Consider the following 26,274-nt stretch of genomic DNA (forward strand, 5'->3'; position numbering starts at 1 on the left):
CCACCCTGTTAACCCACGGTTAGCAGGGTGTTTTTTTATGGCACCTAAAAGGCTACGCGGCACCGATATTCGATGCCATAATAGCGCCCCGTATCAGGAGATAACTGCATGAAATATATCGGAGCCCATGTCAGCGCCGCCGGGGGACTGGATCAAGCCGTCCTGCGCGCCCATGCGCTAGAGGCGACGGCGTTCGCACTGTTCACCAAGAATCAACGTCAATGGAAAGCGGCCCCGCTGACGGCGGAGAATATCGCCAAGTTTCGCGCGGCTTGCGCCCAGTATGGCTATACCCCGCAGCAAATCTTGCCGCACGACAGCTACCTGATCAATCTGGGACATCCCGTCGCCGAGGCGCTGGAAAAGTCGCGTAACGCCTTTATCGATGAGATGCAGCGCTGTGCCGATCTCGGGCTGACACTACTCAACTTCCATCCGGGTAGCCACCTGTTGCAAATCGATGAACACGACTGCTTGGCCCGTATCGCCGAATCGATCAATCTTGCCCTGAGCCAGACTCAGGGGGTCTGTGCGGTCATCGAAAATACCGCGGGCCAAGGTAGCAATCTGGGATTTCGCTTCGAGCAGCTGGCGGAGATCATCGACCAGGTCGAGGATAAGTCACGCGTTGGCGTCTGTATCGATACCTGCCACGCCTTCGCCGCCGGCTACGATCTCCGCGACGAGGCGGCCTGCGAGGAGACCTTCGCCCAGTTTGAACGCTGCGTCGGTTTCCGCTATCTGCGTGGCATGCACCTCAACGATGCCAAAAGCGACTTCAATAGCCGCGTCGATCGCCACCAGAGTCTCGGCGAAGGCAATATCGGGGCGACGGCCTTCCGTTGGATCATGCGCGACCCCCGCTTCGATGGCATTCCGTTGATCCTGGAAACGACCAACCCCGATCGCTGGCTAGATGAGATCGCCTGGTTAAAGGCGCAGCAAGCGACCGCATAATCTGCACCCTGCAACTCACGGCAGCCGCCCCGGCTGAGCCGGGGACTTTCAACCAATAATAAAAAACGCAGCACTTAGGCTGCGTTTTTTTATCCATCTCCTGCCGCTTACCCGGCGCCAGAGCGGCGATTAATGGCCGTCAATCGGCGCCATCGGCACGGCGTGGCGACTCGACAAGGCGTGACGCAGCAGAACAAAGGCGCAAGCGAGTAGGAAACCGGCGATCGCCGCAAGCAGAACGATCAATGCGCCTTTCGGTGACTCCTTGTGCAAGGGAATACTAGGCGTCATCAGGTACTTGAATGGCTGGATCTGCAAATCGGCCACATGCACCTGGCTGAGACGCTCGATATACAGCTGACTATTCTTCAATGCAGCATCCAACTCACTCGGATCGGTCTGTGCGCGCTCGATATCCAGCTTCTGGCGCAGGGCATCGACCCCGAGTGAAATCGGGAAGTCGCTATCATCTTTGAAGGTCGCCCCATTGCCATACATTGGCTTATTGATCCCTGCCGCCTGCGCCAAGGCGAGCGAGTAATCCAGCCGACGGATCGTCACCTGCTGTTGATTCTTCCAGCGCTCGAGGGTCAGCTGGTACTGTTCTTTCTTCTGCGTCAGGATCTGATCGACCTGATCCTGAATACGATAACGGAGATCGCTCTCAACGCGTTTGGCGACGAAGTCGATATAACCTTGCAGGAAGGTGTGCGATTCCAGCGCGCTGCGTGTCGTGGCGCCCAGGCGATAATAGGCGAAGGCTTTATCCTCCATTCCCTTATCCTTCGGCGTACTCAGGCTAAACGCCTGTTCGGCCAAGGCGCTCAATACCCGCTCCTTCTCCTGCGCGTCCCGCATCGATGCGGTCAGTTGGCGATAGTAATCCGACTGGAGGATGTACTCACGCCGTGCGATCTGTGAGTCATAAATCTGTACAAAACGCGACATCAACCACGCGGGAGAGGCGTCCACCTGGATATCCAACAATGCCAACTGATTGAGTTCTTTATGCATCGAGGAGAGCTCACGCGCCTGCGCCGGCACCAACTCGGCATAGCTGGTCCACTTCTGCGGCAATAGCGTCTTGGCCACCAGCCCCAATAGCGCACAGGCGACCACGGCTCCGACGATCAGCCACTTCGCCTTGAACAACACCATCAACAGCGCGAGGAGATCAATCTCATCTGGCGACATTGATACGGAGGCGGGAGTAGACGATGACAACGCGATACGAGAATGAGTAGATTGATTAAGTTGATCAGACAACACCTTTCTCTCCCAGATGGGAGGCCTCCCTACATGAGACTATGGTAAACCAAAGAGGAAACGCGATGGTTGATGGGTACAGTATCAACGAAATGGCTAGTAACGGAACTTTGGCCGAATATTATTCCTAGCGAAGAATATTTTCCATATCATTAATTATATGGCTGAATATATACCGCCGGGGAGAATACATAAGATCACTCCAGTAAGCAATGACAAGTATAAGGCTAGTACAGGATCGCGAAAAATTCAGACTATTACCATTCACTCGCGACGACGGCGCGTCGTTGTGCGATGCATCTTGCGTTTCGGCGCGGCGGGCTGCGGCCAGTCAGGCAGCTCACCGGCGGGTAATGGCGGCTGCAGGATGGGAAACACCGGCAGTGCCGCCAGGAGACGACTGCCATAGGGCTTACTCAAGAGACGCCGATCATAAATGATGATCTCGCCATGGCAGCCATGGCTGCGGATCAGGCGACCGACCTGCTGGATCAGGGTAAAGGAGGCGCCGGGTAGGCTCTGGACCTCGAACGGATAGCGCTTACGCGCCTTCAACCACTCCCCCTCCGTCACGATCACCGGGCTGTCCACCGGCGGAAAGGCCACCTTATGGATATGGACCTGGGTCAACAATTCGCCCTTGAGATCTAGCCCCTCGGCGAAAGATTGTAACCCCACCAGCGCGCTCTGTGTTCCGGCGTGTACCCGTCGGCAATGCTCCTCGACCAGACGGTAGCGCGGCCGATCCCCCTGCACCAATAACCCCAGACGTAAGTCCGGCAGGAAACCGAGGAAGGTCTGCATCGCCCGCTGGCTGGCGAACAGTACCAACATGCCGCGATGCTCCCCTTGCTGCCAGGCATGACGAAAATAGTGCGCCATCTGACGTAGATGCTCGCCTTCATTCGCCAACGAAGGTTCCAGCGTCAACTGTGGGATCAACAGTCGCCCCTGGTGGACATGATCGAAGGGCGAGTCCAACACCACGAAGCGATCGCCCGCCTCGGCGCTGAGGCCAGAGAGCTCGCTGAGGCGATCGAAGCGGTTTAACGAACGCAGGGTCGCCGAGGTCACCACCGCATGGGGAATACGGCGCCACAGCAGACGATCCAGCTGATCGCTCACCCGCAGCCCGACGCAGTGTAGGTAGCGGTGGTGCACGCCCTCCGTCACCTCCTGCGTCAGCCACTTGGAGATCGGCGCATTGGAGGCCTGTTCCAGCGCCGCCAAACGCCACAGTTTAGTCAATGCCTCCAGGTAACCAAAGGCTCGGCTCATCTGTAACAATGCGCGCTGTACGCGCAGCGCATCGTGTGTCCCGGTCTTCTCCTGCAGGTCGTTCATCATAAACTCGCACAGGCCACGCAAACCGTCGCACAACTTGTACAGGCGCTGCGCCAGGCCAGCCAGCGCCTCCGGTAGTTGGCCCAAGACGAAACGATACTGCGCCTCGTCGCCTAACAGCGCCTGAGCGGCGCGATCGAAATCACCGATCAGTTGGCGCAACTCGGCGCAATGCTCTTGTAGACGCGCGCTGTTCAGCAGGCGCGGCGGATTCTTCGGCTGATACTGGCTGTGACACTGCTCGATATGTCGCACGATCATGTCGATCTGCCCTTGGACAAACAGGGCGCTGACCTCTCCCTCCATATCCAGCGCATCACGCGCCACCTCCGGCAGGTGATGGCCTTCATCCAGCACCAGCAACAAATCCTTCGGCGGCGGTAACACCGACTCACTCTCTAACGCCGCCATCACCAACGCATGGTTCGCCACCACCACATCGGCGCTTTCGATCTCACGCCGCGCCAGAAAGAAGGGACAGTCGCGAAAGTGGGCGCAACTGCGATTGAGACAACTGGCCCGATCGGTGCTCAGCCTTGCCCACAGCCCCTCCTCCACATTCTCCTGCAGATGATCGCGTAGGCCATCCCAACGCTGACTCGCCAGCGCCTGTTGCAACTGATGACACTGCTCACGCTCGGCCTCACTGCTCGGAGACAGCGTATCGTCAATAAAGAGCAACAGCGCCCCCTGCGCCCCCTGTTCCTCCGCCAACGCCGCCAGATTGCGTGGGCAGACATAGCGCCGCCGACCGAAGGCGGCGGTAAAGGTCAGGTCGGGAATGATGCGGCGTAACAACGGCAAATCCTGGCTATAGATCTGATCTTGCAGCGCCACGTTGGCGGTACTGACCACCAGTGGCTTTTGTTGATCGCGGCTGATGGCGATCCCGGGCAACAGATAGGAGAGCGTCTTCCCGACCCCCGTCGGCGCCTCGATCACCAGATGGCGTCCCTCATCGCCACTGAGGGCGCGCGCCACCTCGGCAATCATCTGCCGTTGCTGCGGGCGCGTTACGAAGTTGGGGATCTGCTGTGCCAGGGACTTATACCACTGGGAGATTTGCGTCTTGAGTGCGCTGGAAAGTGCCATTGATGCTCGCTGTGGAAAGGGGACGCGCTATTGTCGCATAGCGGGCGGCTAAAATCAGCCGCCCGGCAGGGCGTGGAGCGGGGAGCGCCCTAACGACGTAGCACACTCGCCAGCAGATCGCGCAACTCATCCAGCTGCGTCGCCAGCTGCATATTCAGCCACAGGTAACCATAGATCGGCGCCTCTTCATCACAGCGAGCCTGCGCCTCTTCGATCAGCGCCTTCAACTCGGCCGCCATCGGCACCATCTCTGGCAGACGCTCCAGCTCCTCGACCCGGCCGCTAAGCAGCATCGCCGACAGACCGTTCAGCGCGCTGATGGTCAACTTCTGGAAGGTCCGCAGACGCGTCGCGTTCAGCATGATGAAGTGGCTCTCCCGACTGGCCCAATAGGCATCGGTCATCATCTCTAAGGTGGCGACCAGGTTGCGGGTGATCACCTGAATGGCGTCGAACACCGCCTTATCTACCTTGGTCTCGTGCGCGCTGGGCGCCAGCAAGCCACGCAGCGCGCCGAGGTCAGAGAGAATGCGTTGTTGACGATCCGTCAGTTGCGGCCGCTCAACCATATTGGGCGACACATAAGCGCTATAAATGTTGCTCATGCAGTTCAGCCCATGGCTCATCTTGAGACGCCAGTGGGTAAAGGCGCGCTGCGGATAGATGCTGGCGAATAACAGCGCCAGCAGCGAACCGATGATCACATTGGCGCTACGCAGCAGTGCCGTATCGATATCGCCAGGGCCCGCGGCACACACCACGCCCAGGGTGATGCCGATCAGTAACCCCATATAGGGGCGTTTCCCTAGGGCGGCGATACCACAGACGAACATGACGATGGCGCACCATGCCAACATCAGCGTCATCGAATAGAGCTCGAGATAGAGCGCGATCAATCCCGATGCCGCGCCCAATACGGTCCCCAGACAACGCTGCAACGCCCGTACGGTCACGTTACCCCAAAAAGAGATCGGCCCGATCACCACCACCATGGTAATCAGCGCCCAGGCGCCCTCAGGTACCGCCAACAGCCGGATCAACAGAAAGGTTAATACGAAGGAGATCGCCATGCGCACACCGTGTACGGCGCGATAGTGCCCATAAACGACGGAGTCAAACGGGGTGATACTTTTATTTAAACGCACGGAAACGACCTTGGATCAAACGCTCAACCGAGATGAGTCCTCAGTGTAACGGAAATTAACACCATAAATAAATGCCAACCAGACTCATTATTTCTCCCTGGCACCACGGCGTCTGACGCATTCCAGGATTGGGTTTCCCGTGCGGCACGGTTACACTAAGGCCATGTCTTTTTTTGCCATAGAGATCCTATTTTGAGCAAGGCTGCGCCCTCCTTCTTGTTTCACGATTATGAGACCTTCGGTCAGCATCCGGCGTTGGATCGCCCCGCCCAATTCGCCGGGGTGCGTACCGATGCCGACTTCAACATCATCGAAGAACCCCAGGTGTTTTACTGCCGTCCAGCCGATGACTATCTTCCCCAGCCCGAGGCGGTGATGATCACCGGGATCACACCACAGACGGCGCTGGCTCAGGGGATCTGTGAAGCGGAGTTTGCCGAACGCATCCACCAGCTCTTTAGCGTGCCGGGCACCTGTGTCGTCGGGTATAACAATATTCGTTTTGACGACGAGGTCAGCCGTAACCTGTTCTATCGTAACTTCTTCGATCCTTACGCCTACAGCTGGCAAAATGGTAATTCGCGCTGGGATCTGCTGGATGTGCTGCGCACCTGCTACGCCCTGCGCCCGCAAGGGATCGTCTGGCCGGAGAACGAACAGGGGCTGCCGAGTTTCAAGTTGGAGCATCTTTCACAGGCCAACGGTATCGAACACAGCAATGCCCACGATGCGATGGCCGACGTCTACGCCACCATCGAGATGGCCAAGCGCGCCAAGCAGGCGCAGCCACGGCTGTTCGATTACCTGTTCCAACTGCGCAACAAGAATCGGGTGGCGCAACTGATCGACATCGCCGAGATGACGCCGCTGGTACATGTCTCAGGCATGTTCGGCGCGCTGCGCGGCAATACCAGCCTGGTGGCCCCCTTAGCCTGGCATCCCGACAACAAGAATGCGGTGATCGTCTGCGATCTGGCGGGCGACATCACGCCGCTGCTGACCCTGGATAGCGAGACCCTACGCGAACGCCTCTATACGCCGCGCAGCGAGTTGGGCGACGCGGCGCCGGTGCCGATCAAGCTGGTGCATATCAATAAATGCCCGGTACTGGCACCGGAGAAGACGCTGCTCGCCGAGAATGCCGAACGCCTGGGCCTCGATCGCCAACGCTGCCTGGACAATCTGGCCCAACTCCGTCACCACCACGCGGTACGTGACAAGGTCGTCTCCCTGTTCGCCGATGCGCCGCCCTTCCCACGCGCCAGCGATGTGGATAGCCAACTGTACGATGGCTTCTTTAGCGACGCCGATCGCCAGGCGATGCAGATCATCCGTGCGACCCAACCGCAGAATCTCCCCGCCCTGGATCTGCGTTTCAACGATGAACGCATTACGCCGCTGCTGTTCCGCTACCGCGCCCGCAACTATCCGGCCACGCTGGATGAGGCCGAACGGCAACGCTGGCAACAGCATCGCCGGGAGATGCTGACCGCGGAGCGTGTACAGGAATATCTCCAGACATTGGAAATGTTGTACAACCGCTACGAAGATCAACCCCAACGCCTGACGCTACTACGCGCGCTATTTGATTATGCTCGTGAATTAGTAGGATAATATACTTAAGCCAAAAGGATGCGGCAGGTTACCACGGGGGACGTCCCCCCGACCGTCATCGTCAATCTCGCCCTCCCCGGCAAATACGCTTCTTCTCCCGCGCCATCCTCGATGGCGCGGACGACAACGACGCCTCGACATATGAGGCCTTCATCAAGGCGAGAGTCTATGTGGCTGACTAATGGGCCGCTGCTGGCGGTACTGTCATTTATTCTGTGGGGGATCACGCCGCTGTATTATAAGCTATTGAACGATGCCAACGCGTTCGAGCTGTTAGCCCAGCGTCTATTCTGGTCCGTCCCTCTGCTACTCGCACTACGCCTGCTGTTTAAACAACGCACCACCTGGCGCGCCGTCTGGCAGGATAAACGCTCCCTATACTGCTGCCTGCTCGGCGGCGCCATTATGAGCGTCTCCTGGACCACCTTCATCTATGCCCTCACCCATAACCTAGTGCTGGATGCCAGCTTGGGCTACTTTACTAACCCGCTATTCGCCATCGCATTGGGCGTGATCTTCCTGCACGATCGTCTCACCCCCTTCCAACGTCTCGCCGTGCTCCTGGCCATCATCGGCCTCGGCTATCAGATCATCCTGTTGGGGCGGGTACCGGTGCTGGCGCTGGTGATGGGCATCACCTTCGCTTTTTATGGTCTCGTGCGTAAATATATCCGCTACGATATTATGACCTCGTTGACGCTGGAGACCCTCTGGATGCTGCCGCTGGCGATCGGAATCACCTTCTGGCTGCAGTTGAATGGAGAGAGCGGCCTGACAGGCATCAGCTCGACGCACTATCTACTCTATATCCTGACCGCGCCGGTCACCTATGCCCCGCTACTGCTGTTCGCCGCCGCGATTAAGCGCACCTCGCTGACGGTGGTCGGCCTGGCACAGTATGTCGAACCCTCACTCCAATTTCTGCTGGCGGTGCTGCTCTTTGGCGAGCCGATCAACGTTGCGAAGATGGTCAGTTTCTCTCTGATTTGGCTGGGTCTGGCGCTCTGCATCTACGAGATCTTTATCATCATGCGCCGTCCTGATCCGTCCACATCTCCCGCCGCTTCGCCAGCGAAAGCGGGGGCTCGCCTCCCCGTCGGTCATCACAAGCGCTAATCCTCCGCGGCCCGCTCCGACGCGTGGGCCGCCTCTCGCCCCCATCCGCCTACCCTGCCAAATTGGCATGACTGCCATAGAGCGAATTCATGGTGTGATCAGTAGCACATTTTACCCATTAATTGTATGATAATTGCGTTTTCGTTCTTAGGTACATTACGATGTCAAAACCGCTTTCTGTTTGCTGGCAATACGCACGCGCCTTTGTGTTGATCTACCTGTGTCTGTTCGCCGGTAATGCACTCTCTACCCTGTTACCGATCACCATTCCCGGTAGTATCATCGGCATGTTGATCCTCTTCGCCCTGCTGGCTTCGCAGATCATGCCCGCCAAATGGGTGAAACCCGGCTGTAGCCTGTTTATTCGTTATATGGCATTGCTATTCGTGCCGATCGGCGTCGGGGTGATGCAGTATTACGACGTGTTATGCCGCCAGTTCGGTCCTATCGTCGTCTCCTGTGTGGTCAGTACGCTGATCATCATGGTGGTCGTGGCCTACTGTTCTCATCTGGTACATCGCGAGCGTCCTAACGATGGCAACCAACCCGCCATTCGCCCGCAGGAGAGTAAACAATGATCAATATCTGGTGGTCGTTACCGTTAACCCTGGCGGTCTTCTTCGGCGCCCGTCGTCTGGCTCAGCGCTTGAACATGCCGTTGCTCAACCCGCTGTTGGTTTCCATGGCGGTGATCATTCCCGTGTTGCTGTTGCTGCATATTCCGTATCACAACTACTTCGCCGGCAGTTCCGTGCTGAACAGCCTGCTGCAACCCGCGGTGGTGGCGCTTGCCTTCCCGCTGTATGAGCAACTGCACCAGATCCGTGCTCGCTGGAAGTCCATCATCACCATCTGCTTCATCGGCAGCGCCACGGCGATGACGACCGGGACCGCGATTGCGCTGTGGCTGGGGGCGACACCGGAAATCGCCGCCTCGGTTCTACCGAAGTCAGTCACGACGCCGATCGCCATGGCGGTCTCCCAGTCGATCCACGGTATCCCGGCCATCAGCGCCGTCTGTGTAATCTTTGTCGGGATCCTCGGGGCGGTCTTTGGCCATACCCTGCTGAATGCGATGAAGATCCGCACCAAGGCATCACGTGGCCTCGCGATGGGGACCGCCTCCCACGCCTTAGGGACCGCGCGCTGTGCCGAGGTGGATTACCAAGAGGGGGCGTTCAGCTCGCTGGCACTGGTGATCTGCGGCATCATCACCTCGCTGCTGGCGCCGTTTCTCTTCCCCATCCTGCTACGCCTTTTCTGAGAGAATTTTCACAGTGGAGTGCGCCATCTGGCGTACTCCATCTGATTATTGTGTACAAACAAGCGCAAAATGGTGAAATAGCTCTCTCATTCACCGCTCGAATTACAGAAATTACACTCAAAAAGTGATAATTGTCACAAATATAACTCTGGCGCTTACCTACAATAGCCTCCCGTAACTCACAAGAGGCCTTCCCATGCACGCACGCTTTGCCGCTGCATTTAGCCAGTTGCCTGGCGAACTTCAAGCGGCGCTCACCCCCATTATGGCGTCGGATGATTTCCACGCCGTAATCACCGCCGCCCAGGTGGATGCCATTTGTCATGCCTGCCAGTTGGATCGTCAGGCGTTGAGTTTTGCACTGCTGCCGCTGGCCGCTGCCTGCGCCCTGACGCCGATCTCTCATTTCCAGGTAGGGGCCATCGTCCAAGGGAGCAGCGGTAACCTCTACTTCGGCGCCAATATGGAGTTCGCCGGTGCGCCGATGCAACAGACGATCCACGCCGAGCAGTGTGCGATCACCCATGCCTGGCTGCGCGGTGAGCGCGCGCTGGCTTCGATCACCGTGAATTGCACCCCCTGCGGCCACTGTCGTCAGTTTATGAATGAATTGAACAGTGGAACACAACTGCCGATCCACCTGCCGGGACGTCAAGCCGCCACCCTGGGGGATTATCTCCCAGACGCCTTTGGCCCGCGTGACTTGCAGATTAAGACTCTGCTGCTCGACCATGTCCATCACGGTCTGACGCTCGCCCACGCTGACGATGATCCGCTGCTGCTGGCGGCGTTAGCCGCGGCTAACGCCAGCCATGCACCCTATAGCCAGGCTTACAGCGGTGTCGCCCTGGAAACGGCGCACGCCATCTATGCCGGACGCTATGCGGAGAATGCCGCCTTTAACCCGAGTCTGCCTCCTTTGCAGGCGGCCTTGGTCCTGTTGAACATGGCCGGGGAGCCCACCTCGGCGATCCGGCGCGCCGCCCTGGTAGAAAGCCAGAGCGCCGTCCTCTCGCAACAGGCGGCGACACAGGCGACCTTGCAGGCGCTCGGCTGCACTCACCTGAACTATCAGACGATCTAATCCTCTCCCGGCATAGGTTCCCCTTAGGGCCCTATGCCGCTATCCGCTATCCGCTATCCGCTATCCGCTATCCGCTATCCGCTATCCGCTATCCGCTATCCGCTATCCAACCAGATTGTTACAAAACATATAATATGTGAATACTTTTGATAACAAACATTGAACAGAGATTAACTCTCTTTTAGGATCGGTGGGGTAGTCTTCAATCCCGTTAACATAAGAGCGTACTTATGGATCTGGAACACGAGAGTAAACGTCCGCTGTATATCCCCTATGCCGGCCCCATCCTGCTGGAGTTTCCCTTGTTGAATAAGGGCAGCGCCTTTAGTGAAGAAGAACGTAACACCTTTAACTTAAACGGCCTGCTGCCCGAGGCCATCGAAACGATCGAAGAGCAGGTCGAGCGCGCCTATCGCCAGTTCTGTGATATCCAAAGCGACACCGCCAAACATATCTATCTGCGCAACATTCAAGACACCAACGAAACCCTATTCTATCGCCTGCTACGCGCTCATCTCAGCGAGATGATGCCCATCATCTACACGCCGACGGTCGGTGAGGCCTGCGAGCACTTCTCCGATATCTATCGGCGTGCGCGCGGACTGTTTATCGCCTACCCTAACCGCGATCGCATCGATGACATGCTACAAAATGCCACCAAACAAAACGTCAAGGTCATCGTGGTTACCGATGGCGAGCGTATTCTCGGTTTGGGCGATCAGGGGATCGGTGGCATGGGGATCCCCATCGGTAAACTGTCGCTGTATACCGCCTGTGGCGGGATCAGCCCGGCCTATACGTTGCCGGTCGTTCTGGATGTCGGGACCAACAACCCTCAGCGCCTTAACGATCCGCTGTATATGGGCTGGCGTCATCCGCGCATCACCGGCGACGAGTACAACGCGTTCGTCGAGGAGTTTATCCAAGCGGTCAAGCGCCGCTGGCCGGAGGTCCTGCTCCAGTTCGAAGACTTCGCGCAGAAGAACGCGATGCCGCTGCTCAGCCGTTATCGCGACCAACTGTGCTGTTTTAATGATGATATCCAAGGCACTGCCGCCGTCACCCTCGGCAGCCTGATCGCCGCCAGCCATGCCGCCGGCAGCCGTCTGCGTGACCAGACCATCACCTTCCTCGGTGCCGGCTCGGCCGGTTGTGGCATCGCCGAGCAGATCATCGCCCAAATGGTGGCGGAGGGATTAAGCGATGAGGAGGCGCGTGCGCGCATCTTTATGGTCGATCGCTTCGGACTCTTGACGGACCGCCTGCCGAATCTGCTCGACTTCCAGAGCCGCCTCGTACAAAAACAGCAAGCCTTAGCCAGCTGGCAGACGGAAAACGAGGGGATCTCCCTACTGGATGTGGTGCGCAACGCGCATCCCACGGTGTTGATCGGCGTCTCCGGCCAGCCGGGACTCTTCAGCGAAGCGATCATTCGCGAAATGCACAGCCACTGCGCCCGACCGATCGTGATGCCGCTCTCGAACCCGACATCACGCGTCGAAGCGCGCCCGGAAGATATCATCGCCTGGACTGACGGCGCCGCACTGGTCGCCACCGGCAGCCCCTTCGAGGCGGTCAACTACCAGGGGCAAAGCTACCCTATCGCCCAATGCAATAACGCCTATATCTTCCCGGGCATCGGCCTCGGCGTCTTGGCAAGCGGCGCGAAACGAGTCACCGATGGCATGCTGATGGCCGCGAGCCGCGCTCTGGCGGAAAGCTCCCCGCTGGCACGCGACGGTCATGGACCGCTACTCCCGGATCTGAAGGATATCCAACAGGTCTCGCGCGACATCGCCTTCCAGGTCGCCAAAGCCGCCCAGTTGCACGGCGTCGCCGTGCTCACCTCCGACGAGGCGCTGCTACAAGCCATCGAGCAAAACTTCTGGTTACCGCAATACCGCAGCTACAAACGCACCTCCTTCTGATACAGCCGATCGACGCCGGGTCGTAATGACCCGGCGGTAGCCGCCTGAGCAAATAAGCGTCATCCGCCCAGCGAGCGCGCCATATGGCTTGCGTCCCGCCAAGGTGTACAGTAGCCTCGGAAGGGAGTGAATGACAGGAAGCACGCCATGGGGTGGAAGCGGTGGATATATGGTCTAATCGGCGTCGGCATCGTACTGCTGCTGGCGGCGTTGGCGCTCGACCGCTGGATCAGTTGGACCACCGCCCCCTATATCTATGATGACGTGCAGGATCTGCCGCGCCGCGAGGTCGGCGTCGTACTCGGCACCGCCAAGTATGTCGCCCCCGGCGTGATCAACCAGTACTACCGTTACCGTATCCAGGGGGCGCTCAACGCCTATAACAGCGGTAAGGTCAGTTACCTGTTACTCAGCGGCGACAACGCCCTACAGAGCTACAACGAGCCGGTAACGATGCGGCGTGACCTGATCGCGGCCGGGGTACCGAGTAGTGATATCGTGCTGGATTACGCGGGCTTTCGCACCCTGGACTCCATCGTGCGTACCCGCCGCGTCTTTGATACGAATGACTTCACCATCATCACTCAGCGTTTTCACTGTGAGCGGGCGTTGTTTATCGCCATGCATCTTGGCATCCAGGCGCAGTGCCTGGCGGTGCCCTCACCAAAAGATATGCTGCTGGTGCGTCTCCGCGAGATCGGTGCCCGCATCGGCGCGCTGACGGATCTCTATCTGCTGCAGCGCCAGCCACGCTTCCTCGGTCCGCAGATCCCCATTCCGGCGGTGCATAAGGTCGCCGCTGATGCGCAGAGTTACCCGGCGGTATTGCCCGAACAGCTGCAAGCCTTAGAGCGGCGAGAGCGTGCCGACGAACGAGAGAAGCGGGAAAAAGAGAAAGAGAAAGAGAAAGTGAAGGCGCAGAGTCAGCCCGCCAAGCAACCTTAAGCGCTCAACAGACAGGCTCGGTGCTCATCAACGCCGACGGCGGGCACTAACTGGCCTGCGCCAACGGGCGCGGCTCACCCAACAGGAAGCCCTGCAGGTACTGAACCCCCAGGCTGCATAACACCTCCATCTGCTCGCGCGACTCCACATACTCGGCCACCACCTGCAGCTGTTTTTCTCGCGCAATGTCACAGATTGATTTGATGATCAACCGATCCAGCGAGTTGCTGACGATATCTTTGACAAACATGCCATCGATCTTCACCACATCCGCATGCAAATGCTTCAAGCGTTGATAGTTGGAGAGGCCAGTACCGAAGTCATCGATGGCAATCTTAAAGTTATAGGCGCGCAGGGCCCGTACCGTCTCGAGCTCCTGATTTTCATCCAGCAGATACTGCTGCTCGGTGATCTCGAAGATCACCGCCTCCGCGCGTACCTGATAGCGCTCGAAGAGCGCGATGATCTGTGCCGCTACGTCCTGTTGCATCAGGGTCGATGGCATCAGATTCACCGAAAAACAGGTTGAGGAGCTGTCTAACCTGGCCCGGCGAATATGCCGCAGGACATTCTCGATGATCAGCAGATCGAATTGGGCACAGAGATTGAATGCCGTGATAAAAGGAATGAATTTCCCCGGCAAGACCAGCTGCCCACCGTCCTGTAGACGGGCCAGGATCTCGTAATAACACTTACCGCCACGGTGTACGATCGGCTGGGCATACAGCAACAGGGTATTCTCCTGTAACGCCTGGGTGATCTTTTGCAGCCAAAAAACCTGCTCGTTGACGGCCAGACTCACCGCCTCCTCCTGGCCGAGCAACGGCATGATGCGATGCTCCCGGCAAGCGCGCTCAGCCAGGTAGCTCAGCTGCCCGAGGCGGGCATTCAATGCATGGCTGCGTGCATCGAATGCGGCATAGGCCACGCCATACTGTAGCGTCACCGGTTGCTGCTGCCAGCGTAACGGCTGGCGCAACAGTCGCGCATGCAAGGCGTCGATACGGGCTGATTCGGTATCGGGCTGCAGATAAACCAAGAGTTCCGCCCCCTGCAACTGATAGACCCGTTCGTCAGGCAGCAGTAGCGGCTCCAAAAAGGTCGCCAACTGGCTCTTGGTCAACGCGCGCATCGTCATGCCATGACAACGTCCGAGCAACTCCAGGTTGCCTAGATGCAGCAAACACAGCGTACCGTTCGGGCGTCGTTGTAGGTGGAGATTTAACGCACAGAGTGTCGGCAACGCGGGCGGAAGCGCACGGTCCGCCCAACGCGGCTGAAAGCGCCGCATGCGCCGGTTTTTCTTAATCACCAACAGGGTGAAGAGCAACGAGACACTGAAGGCAATCAACGACGAGGACAAGAAAGCCAACTGATAGTGACGATTACTCTGCCAGATAAAGTGCTGGCTAGTGGCAAACAGCAACGCGACACTCAGCGCCCAGAGTAGCCACAACGCCCGATCGCTAAAATGGAATGCCGCCAAGGTAAACAGGATAAAGAGTAACGGAGTCAGGTAACTCACATTAATGTGGAGCGCACCGGGAAAGCAGAGTGCGCCCATTAGCGCGAGGTAAAGCGACAGCAACAGCAGGGCGCGAGGCCGGCCATGGTGCGTCTGTAGTGCCCGCCGGCACTCCTCGCCGAAGGCGCGCCGGTAACACGGACTCAGGGCGAGACGTAACAGCATATAGCTGGCGGGCGTCAGCACCAGGCCGCTCAGCACCATCCCCTCCAGAGAGAGCAAGATGGTAGGCAGTTGAAGTGGCGCGGCAGGCGCCAAGGCGGGCAAGACATCGGCACTCAGCATCAGAGCGCCGCTAATCAAGGGTGCGAACAGCCCGATACCCAGCAGGCGCACGACCATGCCCCGAGCGGACAGACGATGCATATCGCAACGCCAACGCGTACCTTGCCAACGCTGACTCAGCGTCAAGAATACCCACAACGGCAGCAATAACGCTAGGCACTGGATCAGGATCGCGTCCCAGGGAAGCGAAGAGGACAACCAGGAATAGAGTGGTAAGGATAACGCCAACGTCAATAATGCCCGCTGAGCAAACAACAGCGACAAGGCCGCGGTCAAGGCTAGCGGGAAATAGAGCAGATAGCACGGCTCGCCATTAACCTGCGCCAAAGGGGAAAGCCACCCAGCCAACGGCAGTAGTAACAGGCTTAATAAGCCAGGTAGCGCATATTTTCCCCCAGAGAGGGCGATTCTTTTCATCACCTAGACCGACATCCCAAAAACCGAGCCAAACGGATAATGCCGTACCCGCCGCGGTAATCATCCCGATTTCCCTTGTCTCTCCCTGTCGTACTTTCTATTTTCTTTCTTGCGACGACATCTGGCGACATCATGCTATTTCTGGTGCGGCAGCATGCACGAACAAAGCAGCCGATCCTCACGCTATCCCGCCAGGCGCGATACGACAAAATAATCAGTCCGTGTCGCGGCCACCCGCCATCACGCATGAGCAGCAATAGGATTTCTCTTATAAAAATAACTATAAGGACGGTAGCATCCGGCGATAAAATTATTTTTAATCTTTAAAATCAATTTGATGCGTATAATGATAGTACGCGATGAAGCAATGATTTTGGCAAGCGAGCAAGTCTCATCAGGTCGATAAACGAAACGAATAATTAAAAAATTAAAATCGCCAGATAGATCCTACGGATAGATAAAAATAAACCCATCTTTTTTAATAGTGATGCGAGAATAGGTCAAGCGCAATAACGAAATTGATAATTACAGCTTTGAGAATATACTCGCCAGAATGTCATGCGGGCGCCTCATTGACATGCCTAACGCTATGGAGGCGCCACGCCGCTGGTGCACGAGTGACAGCGCGCGGCACCGTTCATCAGCGGAGAGTCGCGCTCGTCAAGCGACGCCACAGCCACTCCATCGGCCCCTGACGAAAACGACGCAACCAGAGCCAAGAGAAGAGTAAACAACCGCCCCATACTCCGGGCACCCATAACAACAGGGCGGCGCGCCCAGCCTGATTAAATAACCCTAACCGATAGAACAACGTGGTACAGATCAAGGTCTGCAGCAGATAGTTACTGAGCGCCATACGTCCTACCCGCTCCAAGGCACGAGTCAGGCGCCAACCCGCCAAGCGTGACCAATAGGCATAAATCAGCGCGACATACCCTAGCATCATCAGTGGCGCCGCCAATTCCCCCGGCAGCTGCAAGAGATAGCCACACCAGCGATATGCCCATTGAAGATGCCACTGTAATAGGCTCGTCGGTAGCTGAATCGCCACACCCAGCAAGAGCAGCGCCACGCCGACACGACGGTAGTGGGTCGAGGGAAAGCGCCCTCTCAGCCAACCGCTGCGCATCAACGCTGCGCCCAGCGCCATCAAGCCCGCCAACTGCCAGCCATATTGCACCGCCAACGCCAACAGGTTGTCCGCCAAGAGATCGCCACGGTTACGCCAAGCCGCCCACCCTCCCTCCAGCTTCCAATAGGTTTCATACTGGATCTCGGCATAGCTCATATGCCAGAAGGCGTGCGGTTCACTCTTGGCTAGCAGTGCCAGCAACAGCAACATCCCCAAGCCAATGGCATACAGCGTCACACCACTATTAAATAGCGTGCGTACTGAACCGGCGTCACGGATCATCCGCCAGCTCACCAGGCCGATCAGCCCATAAGCCAGCAGGATATCGCCATCCCACAGCACTAGTGTATGTACCAGGCCGAACAACACCAGCCACCCCAAGCGGGTCTGGATCCAGATGGCGCCACGCGGCAGCAACATCTCCAAACCGGCACCGAAGAGTAAGGCAAACAGGGCGAGAAACTTCCCTTGCACCAACAGGCTACTCAGCAACCACGCGACCTGATCCCCTGCCGAGGGCATCCCCTGATAGGCCGGATTGAGGTAAGCCGCCTTCGGCAGGGCAAAGCCCACAATATTCATCAACAAAATCCCCAACAACGCCAGGCCGCGTAAGGCGTCCAAGGTCGCAATACGGGGTGCTGTCGTCCGCACATCGTCGTGCATGGTGTCGCTCATGGCGATTCCTCGTGCAGTAAAAACAAAAACGCCGGCGAAAGGCCGGCGTCTGCGGTGGGTGCGACGAATCGCCGTATCAGGCGTGGTGGCGTACCGCCCGCAAAAACTCCTGGCGGGTATTCTGACTGGTTTTAAACAGACCGCCAAGTGAAGTGGTGGTGGTCGCGCTGGTCGCATCACGCACGCCACGCGCCTTGACGCAATAGTGTACGGCATCGATGGAGACGGCGACGTTCTTCGTCCCCAACAGAGTCTGCAAGGCCACCAAGATCTGTTGCGTCAGCCGCTCTTGCACCTGCGGACGTTGCGCAAAGAAGCGGACAATACGGTTGATCTTCGACAGGCCAATCACCCCCTCTTTCGGGATATAGGCGACCGTTGCCTTACCGTCGATGGTGACGAAATGGTGTTCACAAGTGCTTGTCAGCGTAATATCGCGCACCGTCACCATCTCATCCACATGCATCTTGTTCTCGATGATGGTGATTTTGGGAAAGTTGGCATAATCCAACCCGGAAAAAATCTCATCCACATACATCTTGGCGATGCGCTGTGGTGTCTCCGCCAGACTGTCATCCGACAGATCCAGATTCAACAGCTTCATCACCTCGGTCATGTGGGCCTCGATCTGTGTCTTACGCGTATCGCGTGCCAACAGTTCGCCACGCAGCGGCGTCTCCAACCCACGCGCCACTAACGCTTCATGTACCAATGCAGCTTCTTTACTCAGCGATGACATTACTTCTCTCCCCAGTACCCCTTATATCCGCCGTGGATATGATACAGATCACGGCAGTGATTTGTCTCTCACTGTAGTGGAGTGCGGCGGCTTAATCCAGTACCGCTCGGCGCCGTGAGGCGAGAAAGGGACCGTGCGTAATACCACATCGTTTTTATGCCTATCCGCCAGGCCGCGCCATACGGGCTTTGTTTGTCACCACTCTCGCCTAAATGTCGCTGCCGCCTATCACAGAAATCTGCCATCTCATCGTCATCCCCTGCTCCGGCGCCTGGCGCCAAACGCGCGCCGCCGCATTCTCCCCCCGGCGATAATCTGCCATAATGAGCCGCACCACTTCCTTCATCACTCGCACCCGCGCGGGTGGTCACTTCGGAGATTACGATGGATTGTTCTACCCCCCCGGATCTGCTTTCCCTGCAACAGGCGCTGGAGCGACTGCTGAGCGCCGCCCAGCCGATCAGTGAGAGCGAAGACGTCGCCTTAGCCGAGGCCGTCGGGCGTATCAGCGCACAGCCGATCGTCTCGCCCCTCAACGTGCCCCCCTTCGCCAATTCGGCGATGGATGGTTATGCCGTACGTCTGGCCGACCTGCACAGCGCTCAGCCACTGCCTATCGCCGGCAAGGCCTTCGCGGGCCAACCGTTCCAGGGGGAGTGGCCGGTGCATAGCGTCATCCGCATCATGACCGGCGCCGCCGTCCCCGCTGGCTGCGAAGCGGTGATCATGCAAGAACAGGCACAGGTCGATGCCCAGGGGGTTCGCTTCACCCATCCCGTACAGGCGGGGCAGAATATTCGCCTACCTGGCGAAGATATCCAGCAGGGCGCCATGGTGCTGGATCGTGGCGTACGCCTGGGTGGCGCCGAGCTACCGCTGTTAGCCTCACTCGGGATCGCCCACGTCCCGGTGATGCGCCGGCTACGCGTCGCCCTGTTTTCTACCGGCGATGAGCTCCAGCCGATCGGCGCCCCGTTGAGCGCCGGCCAAATCTATGACACTAACCGCTTCGCCGTCAGCCTGATGCTGGCGCAAATGGGGTGTGAAATCATCGATCTGGGGATCGTACGTGACGATCCTCAGGCCTTGCGTGCCGCCTTCCAACAAGCCGACCAACAGGCCGATCTGGTGATCAGCAGCGGTGGCGTCTCCGTCGGTGAGGCGGACTTCACCAAGCAGATCCTCGACGAGGTCGGTAGCATCAACTTCTGGCGGCTGGCGATGAAACCGGGCAAGCCCTTCGCCTTTGGCCGCCTACGCCAGGCCTGGTTTTGCGGTCTGCCGGGTAACCCCGTCTCCGCCTGCGTCACCTTCTATCAATTGGTGCAGCCGCTGCTCGCGCGCCTCGCCGGTCACACGCATTGGCAGGCTCCCGCACGCCTGAGGGCCCGCACGCTCAGCGATCTGAAGAAGGCACCGGGACGGCTCGACTTTCAACGCGGTATCGTCAGCCGCAATGCCCAAGGCGAGCTCGAAGTGCGGAGCACCGGCCACCAAGGCTCACACGTCTTCAGCTCTTTCGCCGCCGGTAACGCGTTTATCGTGTTGGAGCGCGAACGGGGAGCCGTCGCCGCTGGCGAATGGGTCGAGGTCGAGCTATTCAATTCGCTATTGAGGAGCTGAGATGGAGGCACACACACCACTGCCACCGTTGAGCGATGAAGAGACCCTGCGCTATAACCGTCAGATTGTCCTGCGTGGCTTCGACTTCGATGGCCAGGAACGCCTCAAGGCCAGCCACGTCTTGATCGTCGGTCTGGGTGGCCTAGGTTGCGCCACCAGCCAATACCTGGCGGCCGCAGGGGTCGGCCAGCTGACGTTGCTCGACTTCGACACGGTCGCACTGTCAAACCTGCAGCGGCAAATCCTGCATAGCGATGCCCGTATCGGCATGGCCAAGGTGGAGTCGGCTCGCCTACGCTTGGCCGAGATCAACCCCCATCTACAACTGAATACCGTGGCCGCCAACCTCGATGACACGGCGCTGGCTCAGCAGATCGCCCAGGTGGATGCGGTGCTGGACTGTACCGATAACGTCGAGACACGCGAACGTCTCAACCGCTTATGCCATGCCGGACAGACCCCTCTGATCTCGGGGGCCGCCATCCGCATGGAGGGGCAGGTATGCGTCTTCACCTACCAGCCCGGTGAGCCCTGCTACCGCTGTCTCAGTCGCCTGTTCGGTGCCAACGCCCTCAGTTGCGTCGAGGCCGGCGTGATGTCGCCCCTGGTGGGGATCATCGGCGCCACTCAGGCGATGGAGTGCATCAAGCTGCTCAGCCGCTTCGGTGAGATCCCCCGCGGACGGCTCATGTTGTACGACGCGATGACCTCACAGTGGCGCACGATGACGCTGGCCGCCAGCCCCGCCTGTGAGATCTGCGCCGGATGAGCCCAAGGCCAGACACGCGTTCGATGCGTGCGTCTGGCCGACGGGTGATGGGCAGCGCTCTCCGCGCCAGGCAAGCCACTGCCGCCAGCGCGGCGCATCCCCCAAGGGGAGAGAGCGACGCCTCCGCGAATGGTTTAACGTCACACGCCATATTTATAACTTATTAAACAACAAGTTATAAATTAAATCCTGCATAGACGCGACCGATACGCTGGTCATAAAAAAGCCCCGCACCGGGCGGGGCCTTCTCTTAGCGTTTTACCGTTATGCCGACATTTAGCGTGGCGCGCGATGCGCGGCCGCTAACGACTGGTAGGCGCTATGCCATTGCTCATAACGCTGTGTGTCAGACCACACCGCCTGATGCAAACGCGCCATCACCACCGGATCACTCAGCAGTGACAGGCGAGCAGCCTTGCTCAGGGTACGCGGCGACTCAGCCAAGGCCTCGGCGACTCGACGCTCACGATCTCGCTCGATCAGTGGATGGTTGCGATGACGGGCCGTCGCCATGCCACAGGCCAGCGCATTGTAGAGGGGGTCGAGCAAAGCATGCATGAAGCCCTCTTCCAACAGACGCTGATGATTCAACGCCACATAACGCTCGGTGGCGGCCATCTCGACCGGCGGCTGATACTCTTCCGGGATCAGGAACAGCTTGGCACGCTTACACAGCAACCCCAGGGTGCGCCGGCTGGTGATCACCGACACGAAGGGGGACAGGATCAGCGACCCCACGATCGGCGACAGCCACCACAGGAAGCGCAGATCCAATACCGCCATACCGCCAGCCCAGACCAGGCCCAGCAGCATCTGCGAGCCGTGGCGACGAAACGCCTCTCCCCAGGGGGTGGCATCATCATCACGCTGCGGCGATTGCCAGGTGATCGACCAACCGAGGAAGGCACTCACGACGAATACGGTGTGGAAGATCATCCGTACCGGTGCCAGCAGCACCGAGAATAGCATCTCCAGCAGCATCGACATTAACAGGCGTAACGGCCCGCCGAACTGGCGCGAGCCCTTGGCCCAGATCAACACCACACTCAACAACTTCGGCAAGAACAGCAACACCAAGGTCGTCGAGAACAGGGCGATGGCCAACTCCGGTCGCCATTGTGGCCAGACCGGGAACAGCTGACGTGGCTGCAAGAAGTATTGCGGCTCCATCAGGGTATGCACCACCTGTAACGCGGTCGAGAGCATCAGGAACAGGAACCAGAGCGGCGCCGACAGGTAGGACATGACCCCGGTGAGGAACACGGCACGATGAACCGGATGCATCCCCTTAACGAAAAACAGGCGGAAGTTCATCAGGTTGCCTTGGCACCATCGGCGATCGCGTTTCAGCTCATCCAACAGGTTAGGCGGCAACTCCTCATAGGAGCCTGGCAGATCGTAGGCGATCCATACCCCCCAGCCGGCGCGGCGCATCAAGGCGGCCTCGACGAAGTCATGCGAGAGGATCGAACCGGCGAAGGTGCCGTTGCCCGGCAGCGGCGCCAAGGCACAGTGATCGATGAATGGCTTCACGCGAATGATCGCGTTATGCCCCCAGTAGTGGGACTCGCCGAGCTGCCAGAAGTGTAGGCCGGCGGTAAACAGCGGGCCATACACGCGGGTGGCGAACTGCTGAATGCGGGCATACAACGTGTCCATACCGGTCGCCTTCGGCGCGGTCTGGATGATGCCAGCGGTTGGGTTCGCCTCCATCAGACGCACCAGACCGGTCAGGCACTCGCCACTCATCACGCTGTCGGCATCCAGGATCACCATGTAGCTGTAGTTCCCGCCCCAGCGACGACAGAAGTCATCGATGTTGCCGGACTTACGCTTCACGCGACGACGCCGCCGACGGTAGAAGATCTGCCCAGCGCCGTCGACCTCTTGGCACAGCTCCATCCACGCCTTCTGCTCGGCGACACAGATATCGGGATCGCTGCTATCGCTCAGGATAAACACATCGAAGTGTGCCAACTGCCCGGTGGCGGCCACCGACTCATAGGTGGCGCGCAGACCGGCGAAGACGCGTGAAACATCCTCGTTACAGATCGGCATGATCAATGCGGTACGATGCGCCGCATCGATCGGCTCATCCCCCACGGTACTGGCGGAGATACTGTAGCGATCGCGGCCGATCAATAGCTGCAGGAAGCCCATCAACGCGGTCCAGAAACCGGCGGACACCCAGCAGAACAAGATGGCGAAGAGGATCAGAATCCCGAACTGCAGCACATAGGGCAGCAGCTCCAGGGTGTATTGCATCAACGGCTTGCCGTGGAAGATCGACATCGGATCGACGTAAGCCCAGCCCTGATAAGGCAGGATGGTCTTCATATACCACGTCGCCACCGTCGTCTGCCCCAGCGTCAGCAACAGCAGCGCCCAACGGCGCAGCGACCCGACGCGGCGCCAGCGTTTATCTGCTTCGGCCTCTTGATGACTCTGAAAGGTGTGTTTCGGTGCCGGGGTGCGCCCTAATAGGCGCTCCCACAGCCGTACAAACGGGTTAGTACGCCAGATCTCCGGGAACATGGAGGTGCGGCGAATGGTCGGCATGGCCTTGATGGCCGTATGCCCGGCCTGATCCTGCACCAGTTCGGCCCGCTTCTTCGCCCCGCCATGCCAGCCGAGATCCAGACGCGCCGCCACGGAGTGTAAGGCGGCATCCTCGCCGCCACAGACCGTCGCATCCGCTCCTGCCAATGCCAGATGAACCTCCTCCACCGACTGCGGTTGATGAGCGATATGCTGGCGAAGCGCGGCCTGTTGCTCCGCGTCCGGCGCCAACGCCTGGAGATAGGCGTTGGCATTTTCCTGAGATTTATTCATTGGCAGGTAACTGATAACTCCAAGTTTCACTCAGCGGCTTACCGTCTTTAATCAGGTAGGCACGCATCTCCACCGGCTTCTTCGGATCGTTGACCTTGAAGCGCAGCGTCAAACGCCATCCTTTGGTAACGGGATTATAGCGCAGGTTATTTTCCAACAGTTTGGTGTTGTCATCGGTCGTCACCTGCGTCGTGACCGCCGCATCCGCCGGCAGCGCTTTCAGCACTGGCCCGACGAAGTCCACCAGCAACGCCGTGCTCCCATCGGCCTCACGGATCAGGTTGGACTGCTTCACATCCCCCGCAGAGCGCAAGGTGTCCTTCACCCAAGCCAACTCGGGATCATGCAATTTCGCCTCGTCACGTGTGAAGGTCAGGCGATAAGCGACATCCAGCGGCTTGCCGATCGGCGGCAGGCTATCCGGGATCCAGAAGGCGACGATGTTATCGTTGGTTTCGTCGGCGGTCGGGATCTCCACCAGCTCGACCTTACCCTTACCCCAGTTACCGCGTGGCTCAATCCAGGCACCCGGGCGCAGATCGTAGCGGTCGTCCAGATCCTGATAGGCGCTGAAGTCACGGGTACGCTGCAGCAGGCCAAAGCCTTTCAGATCATCGACGCTAAAGGTACTGACGGAGAGGTGTTTCGGATTGTTGAGCGGACGCCAGATCCATTCGCCATTACCAGACTGAATCGAGAGCCCCTCGGAATCGTGCAGTTGCGGGCGGTAGTTAACCGTCGGCGACGGCTGGTTGGAGCCGAACAGATACATACTGGTCAACGGCGCAATCCCCAGCACCCCAACCTTATCACGCAGGAATACTCGAGCCTGAACATCCACCACCGTATCCACGCCCGGACGCAGGATGAAACGATAGGCACCGGTAGCGCGCGGTGAATCGAGCAGGGCAAAGATCACCAGGTGCTTATCCTGCGGTTTAGGACGTTCGATCCAAAACTCGCGGAAGCGCGGGAACTCTTCACCGGACGGCAACGCGGTATCGATGGCCAAGCCACGGGCAGAAAGGCCATACACCTGACCTTTGCCGATCACGCGGAAGTAGCTGGCGCCGAGCATACTCATGATCTCGTCGTCTTTCCCCGCCTTATTGATCGGGTAGAGCACCTTAAACCCGGCAAACCCCAGATCCTTCACCGCATCCTTATCATGTTTGACGGAGCCGAAGTTGAAATAGTCTGGGTTGTACTTGATCTCCTTCACCGTCGTGGCCGTGACTTCGTTGATCTTGACCGGTGTATCGAAGTACATGCCCTGATGGTAAAAGGCCAAACGGAACGGCGTTTTCTGCCCTGACCAATACAGCTTGTCGTTGTTGAACTGAATCTGCTGATAGTCAGCAAACTTCATATTACGAAACTCAGACGGCAGATTGCTTTTGGGAGCCTTATAGGATTGCTCAGCCAACTTCTGTGCCTGGGCGGCGACATCATCCAATGAAAATGCCCACGCCTGCGCGCTGGCAAACATCATTAACACTGATACAGCCAGCCCGGAAACAGCGCGCGCTGTCGGCCGAGTGGAGATTAAACGTGTAAGCACATACCCCCCTGATGGTGCTCAACCAAACCTAACGACATGGTAATTAAGTTACTTGCTGCGGCTATAGTAATGGATTAGTTACCCCGCCGACAACCGGCGGATAATAGCCAAATGATCATCGCAATGACGACCCGCGTCATAGGCGAAGAGACGCTATCAATTCTACATAAAAAACAATAAATTAAAATAGTCTGATAATCGTTATTCTTCCCGTATTTTAACCATTTAGCGGCTAAACTATTCGTCCTACAGATTTAAAAATGCTCATTGGAATAGCAAGCAGCATAATAAATTTCCAGAAACTGTTTTTTTATCCATACCCTATTTTATGAAAACGTCGTTAATTTGCGACAGCGGATGAAATAAAGCTGTCGTTAATTTGCGACACTGTGAAAGCGGTTCTCATTTTCCCAGGCGGAAAAAGCATCACGCCTGGGAAAGGTCAGCCGATTAGGGCTTAATATACAGATAGCCCTGCTGTTGATGCTCGACCAGCGACAACATACCGGCCGCTACCGTATGCACCCCCATCAGCAACTGATCGGCGGTGATCCCATTGGCACGCATGCTATTTTCACAGCCGAATAACTCAATACCCTGCATCTGCAAGGTTTCCCAACGCGGCGACTCTTCACTATCCGCCAGCAGCGTGCTGATGGCGGAACCGTTAAACAGAATATGGATCTCCGTGGGTTGCCCATCACGGATCGCCATCAGGTTACGAGCGTTATTGTATGCATGCGGGCAATTGGCCGCCTCGGAGACGTGAAAAATTACCTTCATGGTTTGCATTAGCGTTAACCCTATCTCAAGCTGCGCCACGGCGCGCGAACGCGCCGATAGCGTTATTCACTAAAAAATGCGGTGCGCACGGCCTGCCGCCGTACCGCTCCTGTTTGAACATAGCAGCCAATACTAGGTATGTCATTGTTCCGCCATGGGTTCGTGACGCGCTATA

Annotated in this window: 19 protein-coding genes; 10 read left to right on the forward strand and 9 right to left on the reverse strand. The window is 58.1% G+C overall.

Annotated features, from left to right (window positions below; all coding sequences use genetic code 11):
* The first annotated feature begins 108 nt into the window (after positions 1-108).
* Entirely contained in the window at positions 109-957 is an 849-nt protein-coding gene (gene nfo, locus DCL27_RS10950; RefSeq protein WP_035599991.1) for a deoxyribonuclease IV, read from the forward strand.
* Positions 958-1,086: 129 nt separating this feature from the next.
* On the opposite strand, the gene wzz(fepE) is transcribed toward nfo, so the two are convergent.
* The 3 genes from wzz(fepE) to DCL27_RS10965 form a co-directional block, all read right to left on the reverse strand.
* Positions 1,087-2,226 (reverse strand): LPS O-antigen length regulator Wzz(fepE), encoded by a 1,140-nt coding sequence (wzz(fepE), locus tag DCL27_RS10955; protein WP_223931176.1) that lies wholly within the window; start codon positions 2,224-2,226, stop codon positions 1,087-1,089.
* Between the two features lie 261 nt (positions 2,227-2,487).
* Positions 2,488-4,659, reverse strand: a complete 2,172-nt coding sequence (gene dinG, locus DCL27_RS10960) for an ATP-dependent DNA helicase DinG (RefSeq protein ID WP_035599993.1) — start codon at positions 4,657-4,659, stop codon at positions 2,488-2,490.
* A gap of 89 nt (positions 4,660-4,748) precedes the next feature.
* Entirely contained in the window at positions 4,749-5,804 is a 1,056-nt protein-coding gene (locus DCL27_RS10965) for an FUSC family protein (protein ID WP_005292754.1), read from the reverse strand.
* 192 nt (positions 5,805-5,996) lie between these two features.
* Between DCL27_RS10965 and sbcB the strand changes: the two genes are divergently transcribed.
* From sbcB to sanA, 7 genes are all read left to right on the forward strand, one after another.
* A complete protein-coding gene (gene sbcB, locus DCL27_RS10970) occupies positions 5,997-7,418 on the forward strand; it encodes an exodeoxyribonuclease I (protein WP_005284053.1) in 1,422 nt (473 codons plus the stop codon).
* A gap of 168 nt (positions 7,419-7,586) precedes the next feature.
* Positions 7,587-8,534 carry an EamA family transporter RarD gene (rarD, locus tag DCL27_RS10975; RefSeq protein ID WP_005284048.1) on the forward strand — a complete coding sequence of 316 codons (948 nt, stop codon included), beginning with the start codon at positions 7,587-7,589 and terminating at the stop codon, positions 8,532-8,534.
* Between the two features lie 161 nt (positions 8,535-8,695).
* Entirely contained in the window at positions 8,696-9,112 is a 417-nt protein-coding gene (locus DCL27_RS10980; protein WP_005284046.1) for a CidA/LrgA family protein, read from the forward strand.
* A complete protein-coding gene (locus DCL27_RS10985) occupies positions 9,109-9,798 on the forward strand; it encodes a CidB/LrgB family autolysis modulator (RefSeq protein ID WP_005284043.1) in 690 nt (229 codons plus the stop codon). The genes DCL27_RS10980 and DCL27_RS10985 overlap by 4 nt, the downstream gene beginning before the upstream one ends.
* Before the next feature lie 196 nt (positions 9,799-9,994).
* On the forward strand, positions 9,995-10,882 hold the full coding sequence (gene cdd / locus DCL27_RS10990; RefSeq protein WP_035599996.1) for a cytidine deaminase: 888 nt from the start codon (positions 9,995-9,997) through the stop codon (positions 10,880-10,882).
* A gap of 230 nt (positions 10,883-11,112) precedes the next feature.
* Complete coding sequence (locus DCL27_RS10995; RefSeq protein WP_005284036.1) at positions 11,113-12,810, forward strand: NAD-dependent malic enzyme; 1,698 nt, start codon at positions 11,113-11,115, stop codon at positions 12,808-12,810.
* A 147-nt stretch (positions 12,811-12,957) separates the two neighbouring features.
* A complete protein-coding gene (sanA, locus tag DCL27_RS11000; protein ID WP_035597253.1) occupies positions 12,958-13,755 on the forward strand; it encodes an outer membrane permeability protein SanA in 798 nt (265 codons plus the stop codon).
* Between the two features lie 46 nt (positions 13,756-13,801).
* On the opposite strand, the gene DCL27_RS11005 is transcribed toward sanA, so the two are convergent.
* From DCL27_RS11005 to folE, 3 genes are all read right to left on the reverse strand, one after another.
* A complete protein-coding gene (locus tag DCL27_RS11005; RefSeq protein ID WP_035597252.1) occupies positions 13,802-15,982 on the reverse strand; it encodes an EAL domain-containing protein in 2,181 nt (726 codons plus the stop codon).
* A 640-nt stretch (positions 15,983-16,622) separates the two neighbouring features.
* Complete coding sequence (yeiB, locus tag DCL27_RS11010; RefSeq protein ID WP_005292741.1) at positions 16,623-17,792, reverse strand: DUF418 domain-containing protein YeiB; 1,170 nt, start codon at positions 17,790-17,792, stop codon at positions 16,623-16,625.
* A 76-nt stretch (positions 17,793-17,868) separates the two neighbouring features.
* Positions 17,869-18,531, reverse strand: coding sequence for a GTP cyclohydrolase I FolE (folE, locus tag DCL27_RS11015; RefSeq protein ID WP_005284021.1), 663 nt, complete (start codon positions 18,529-18,531; stop codon positions 17,869-17,871).
* Positions 18,532-18,915: 384 nt separating this feature from the next.
* On the opposite strand from folE, the gene moeA reads away from it, so the two are divergent.
* Positions 18,916-20,154, forward strand: coding sequence for a molybdopterin molybdotransferase MoeA (gene moeA, locus DCL27_RS11020; protein ID WP_035597249.1), 1,239 nt, complete (start codon positions 18,916-18,918; stop codon positions 20,152-20,154).
* A gap of 1 nt (position 20,155) precedes the next feature.
* The gene (gene moeB, locus DCL27_RS11025; protein WP_035597246.1) at positions 20,156-20,923 is read left to right on the forward strand and encodes a molybdopterin-synthase adenylyltransferase MoeB; all 768 of its coding nucleotides are present in this window, start codon (positions 20,156-20,158) and stop codon (positions 20,921-20,923) included.
* A 276-nt stretch (positions 20,924-21,199) separates the two neighbouring features.
* Here moeB and mdoH read toward each other — a convergent pair whose 3' ends face one another.
* The 3 genes from mdoH to DCL27_RS11040 all read right to left on the reverse strand — a co-directional run bounded on the left by mdoH (position 21,200) and on the right by DCL27_RS11040 (position 26,108).
* Positions 21,200-23,755 (reverse strand): glucans biosynthesis glucosyltransferase MdoH, encoded by a 2,556-nt coding sequence (mdoH, locus tag DCL27_RS11030; protein ID WP_035597243.1) that lies wholly within the window; start codon positions 23,753-23,755, stop codon positions 21,200-21,202.
* Positions 23,748-25,244, reverse strand: coding sequence for a glucan biosynthesis protein G (locus tag DCL27_RS11035; RefSeq protein WP_035594830.1), 1,497 nt, complete (start codon positions 25,242-25,244; stop codon positions 23,748-23,750). The genes mdoH and DCL27_RS11035 overlap by 8 nt, the downstream gene beginning before the upstream one ends.
* A 522-nt stretch (positions 25,245-25,766) precedes the next feature.
* Positions 25,767-26,108 (reverse strand): DsrE family protein, encoded by a 342-nt coding sequence (locus DCL27_RS11040; protein WP_005292722.1) that lies wholly within the window; start codon positions 26,106-26,108, stop codon positions 25,767-25,769.
* Positions 26,109-26,274 lie beyond the last annotated feature (166 nt).

Source organism: Edwardsiella tarda ATCC 15947 = NBRC 105688 (genome assembly GCF_003113495.2).
GTDB lineage: Bacteria > Pseudomonadota > Gammaproteobacteria > Enterobacterales > Enterobacteriaceae > Edwardsiella > Edwardsiella tarda.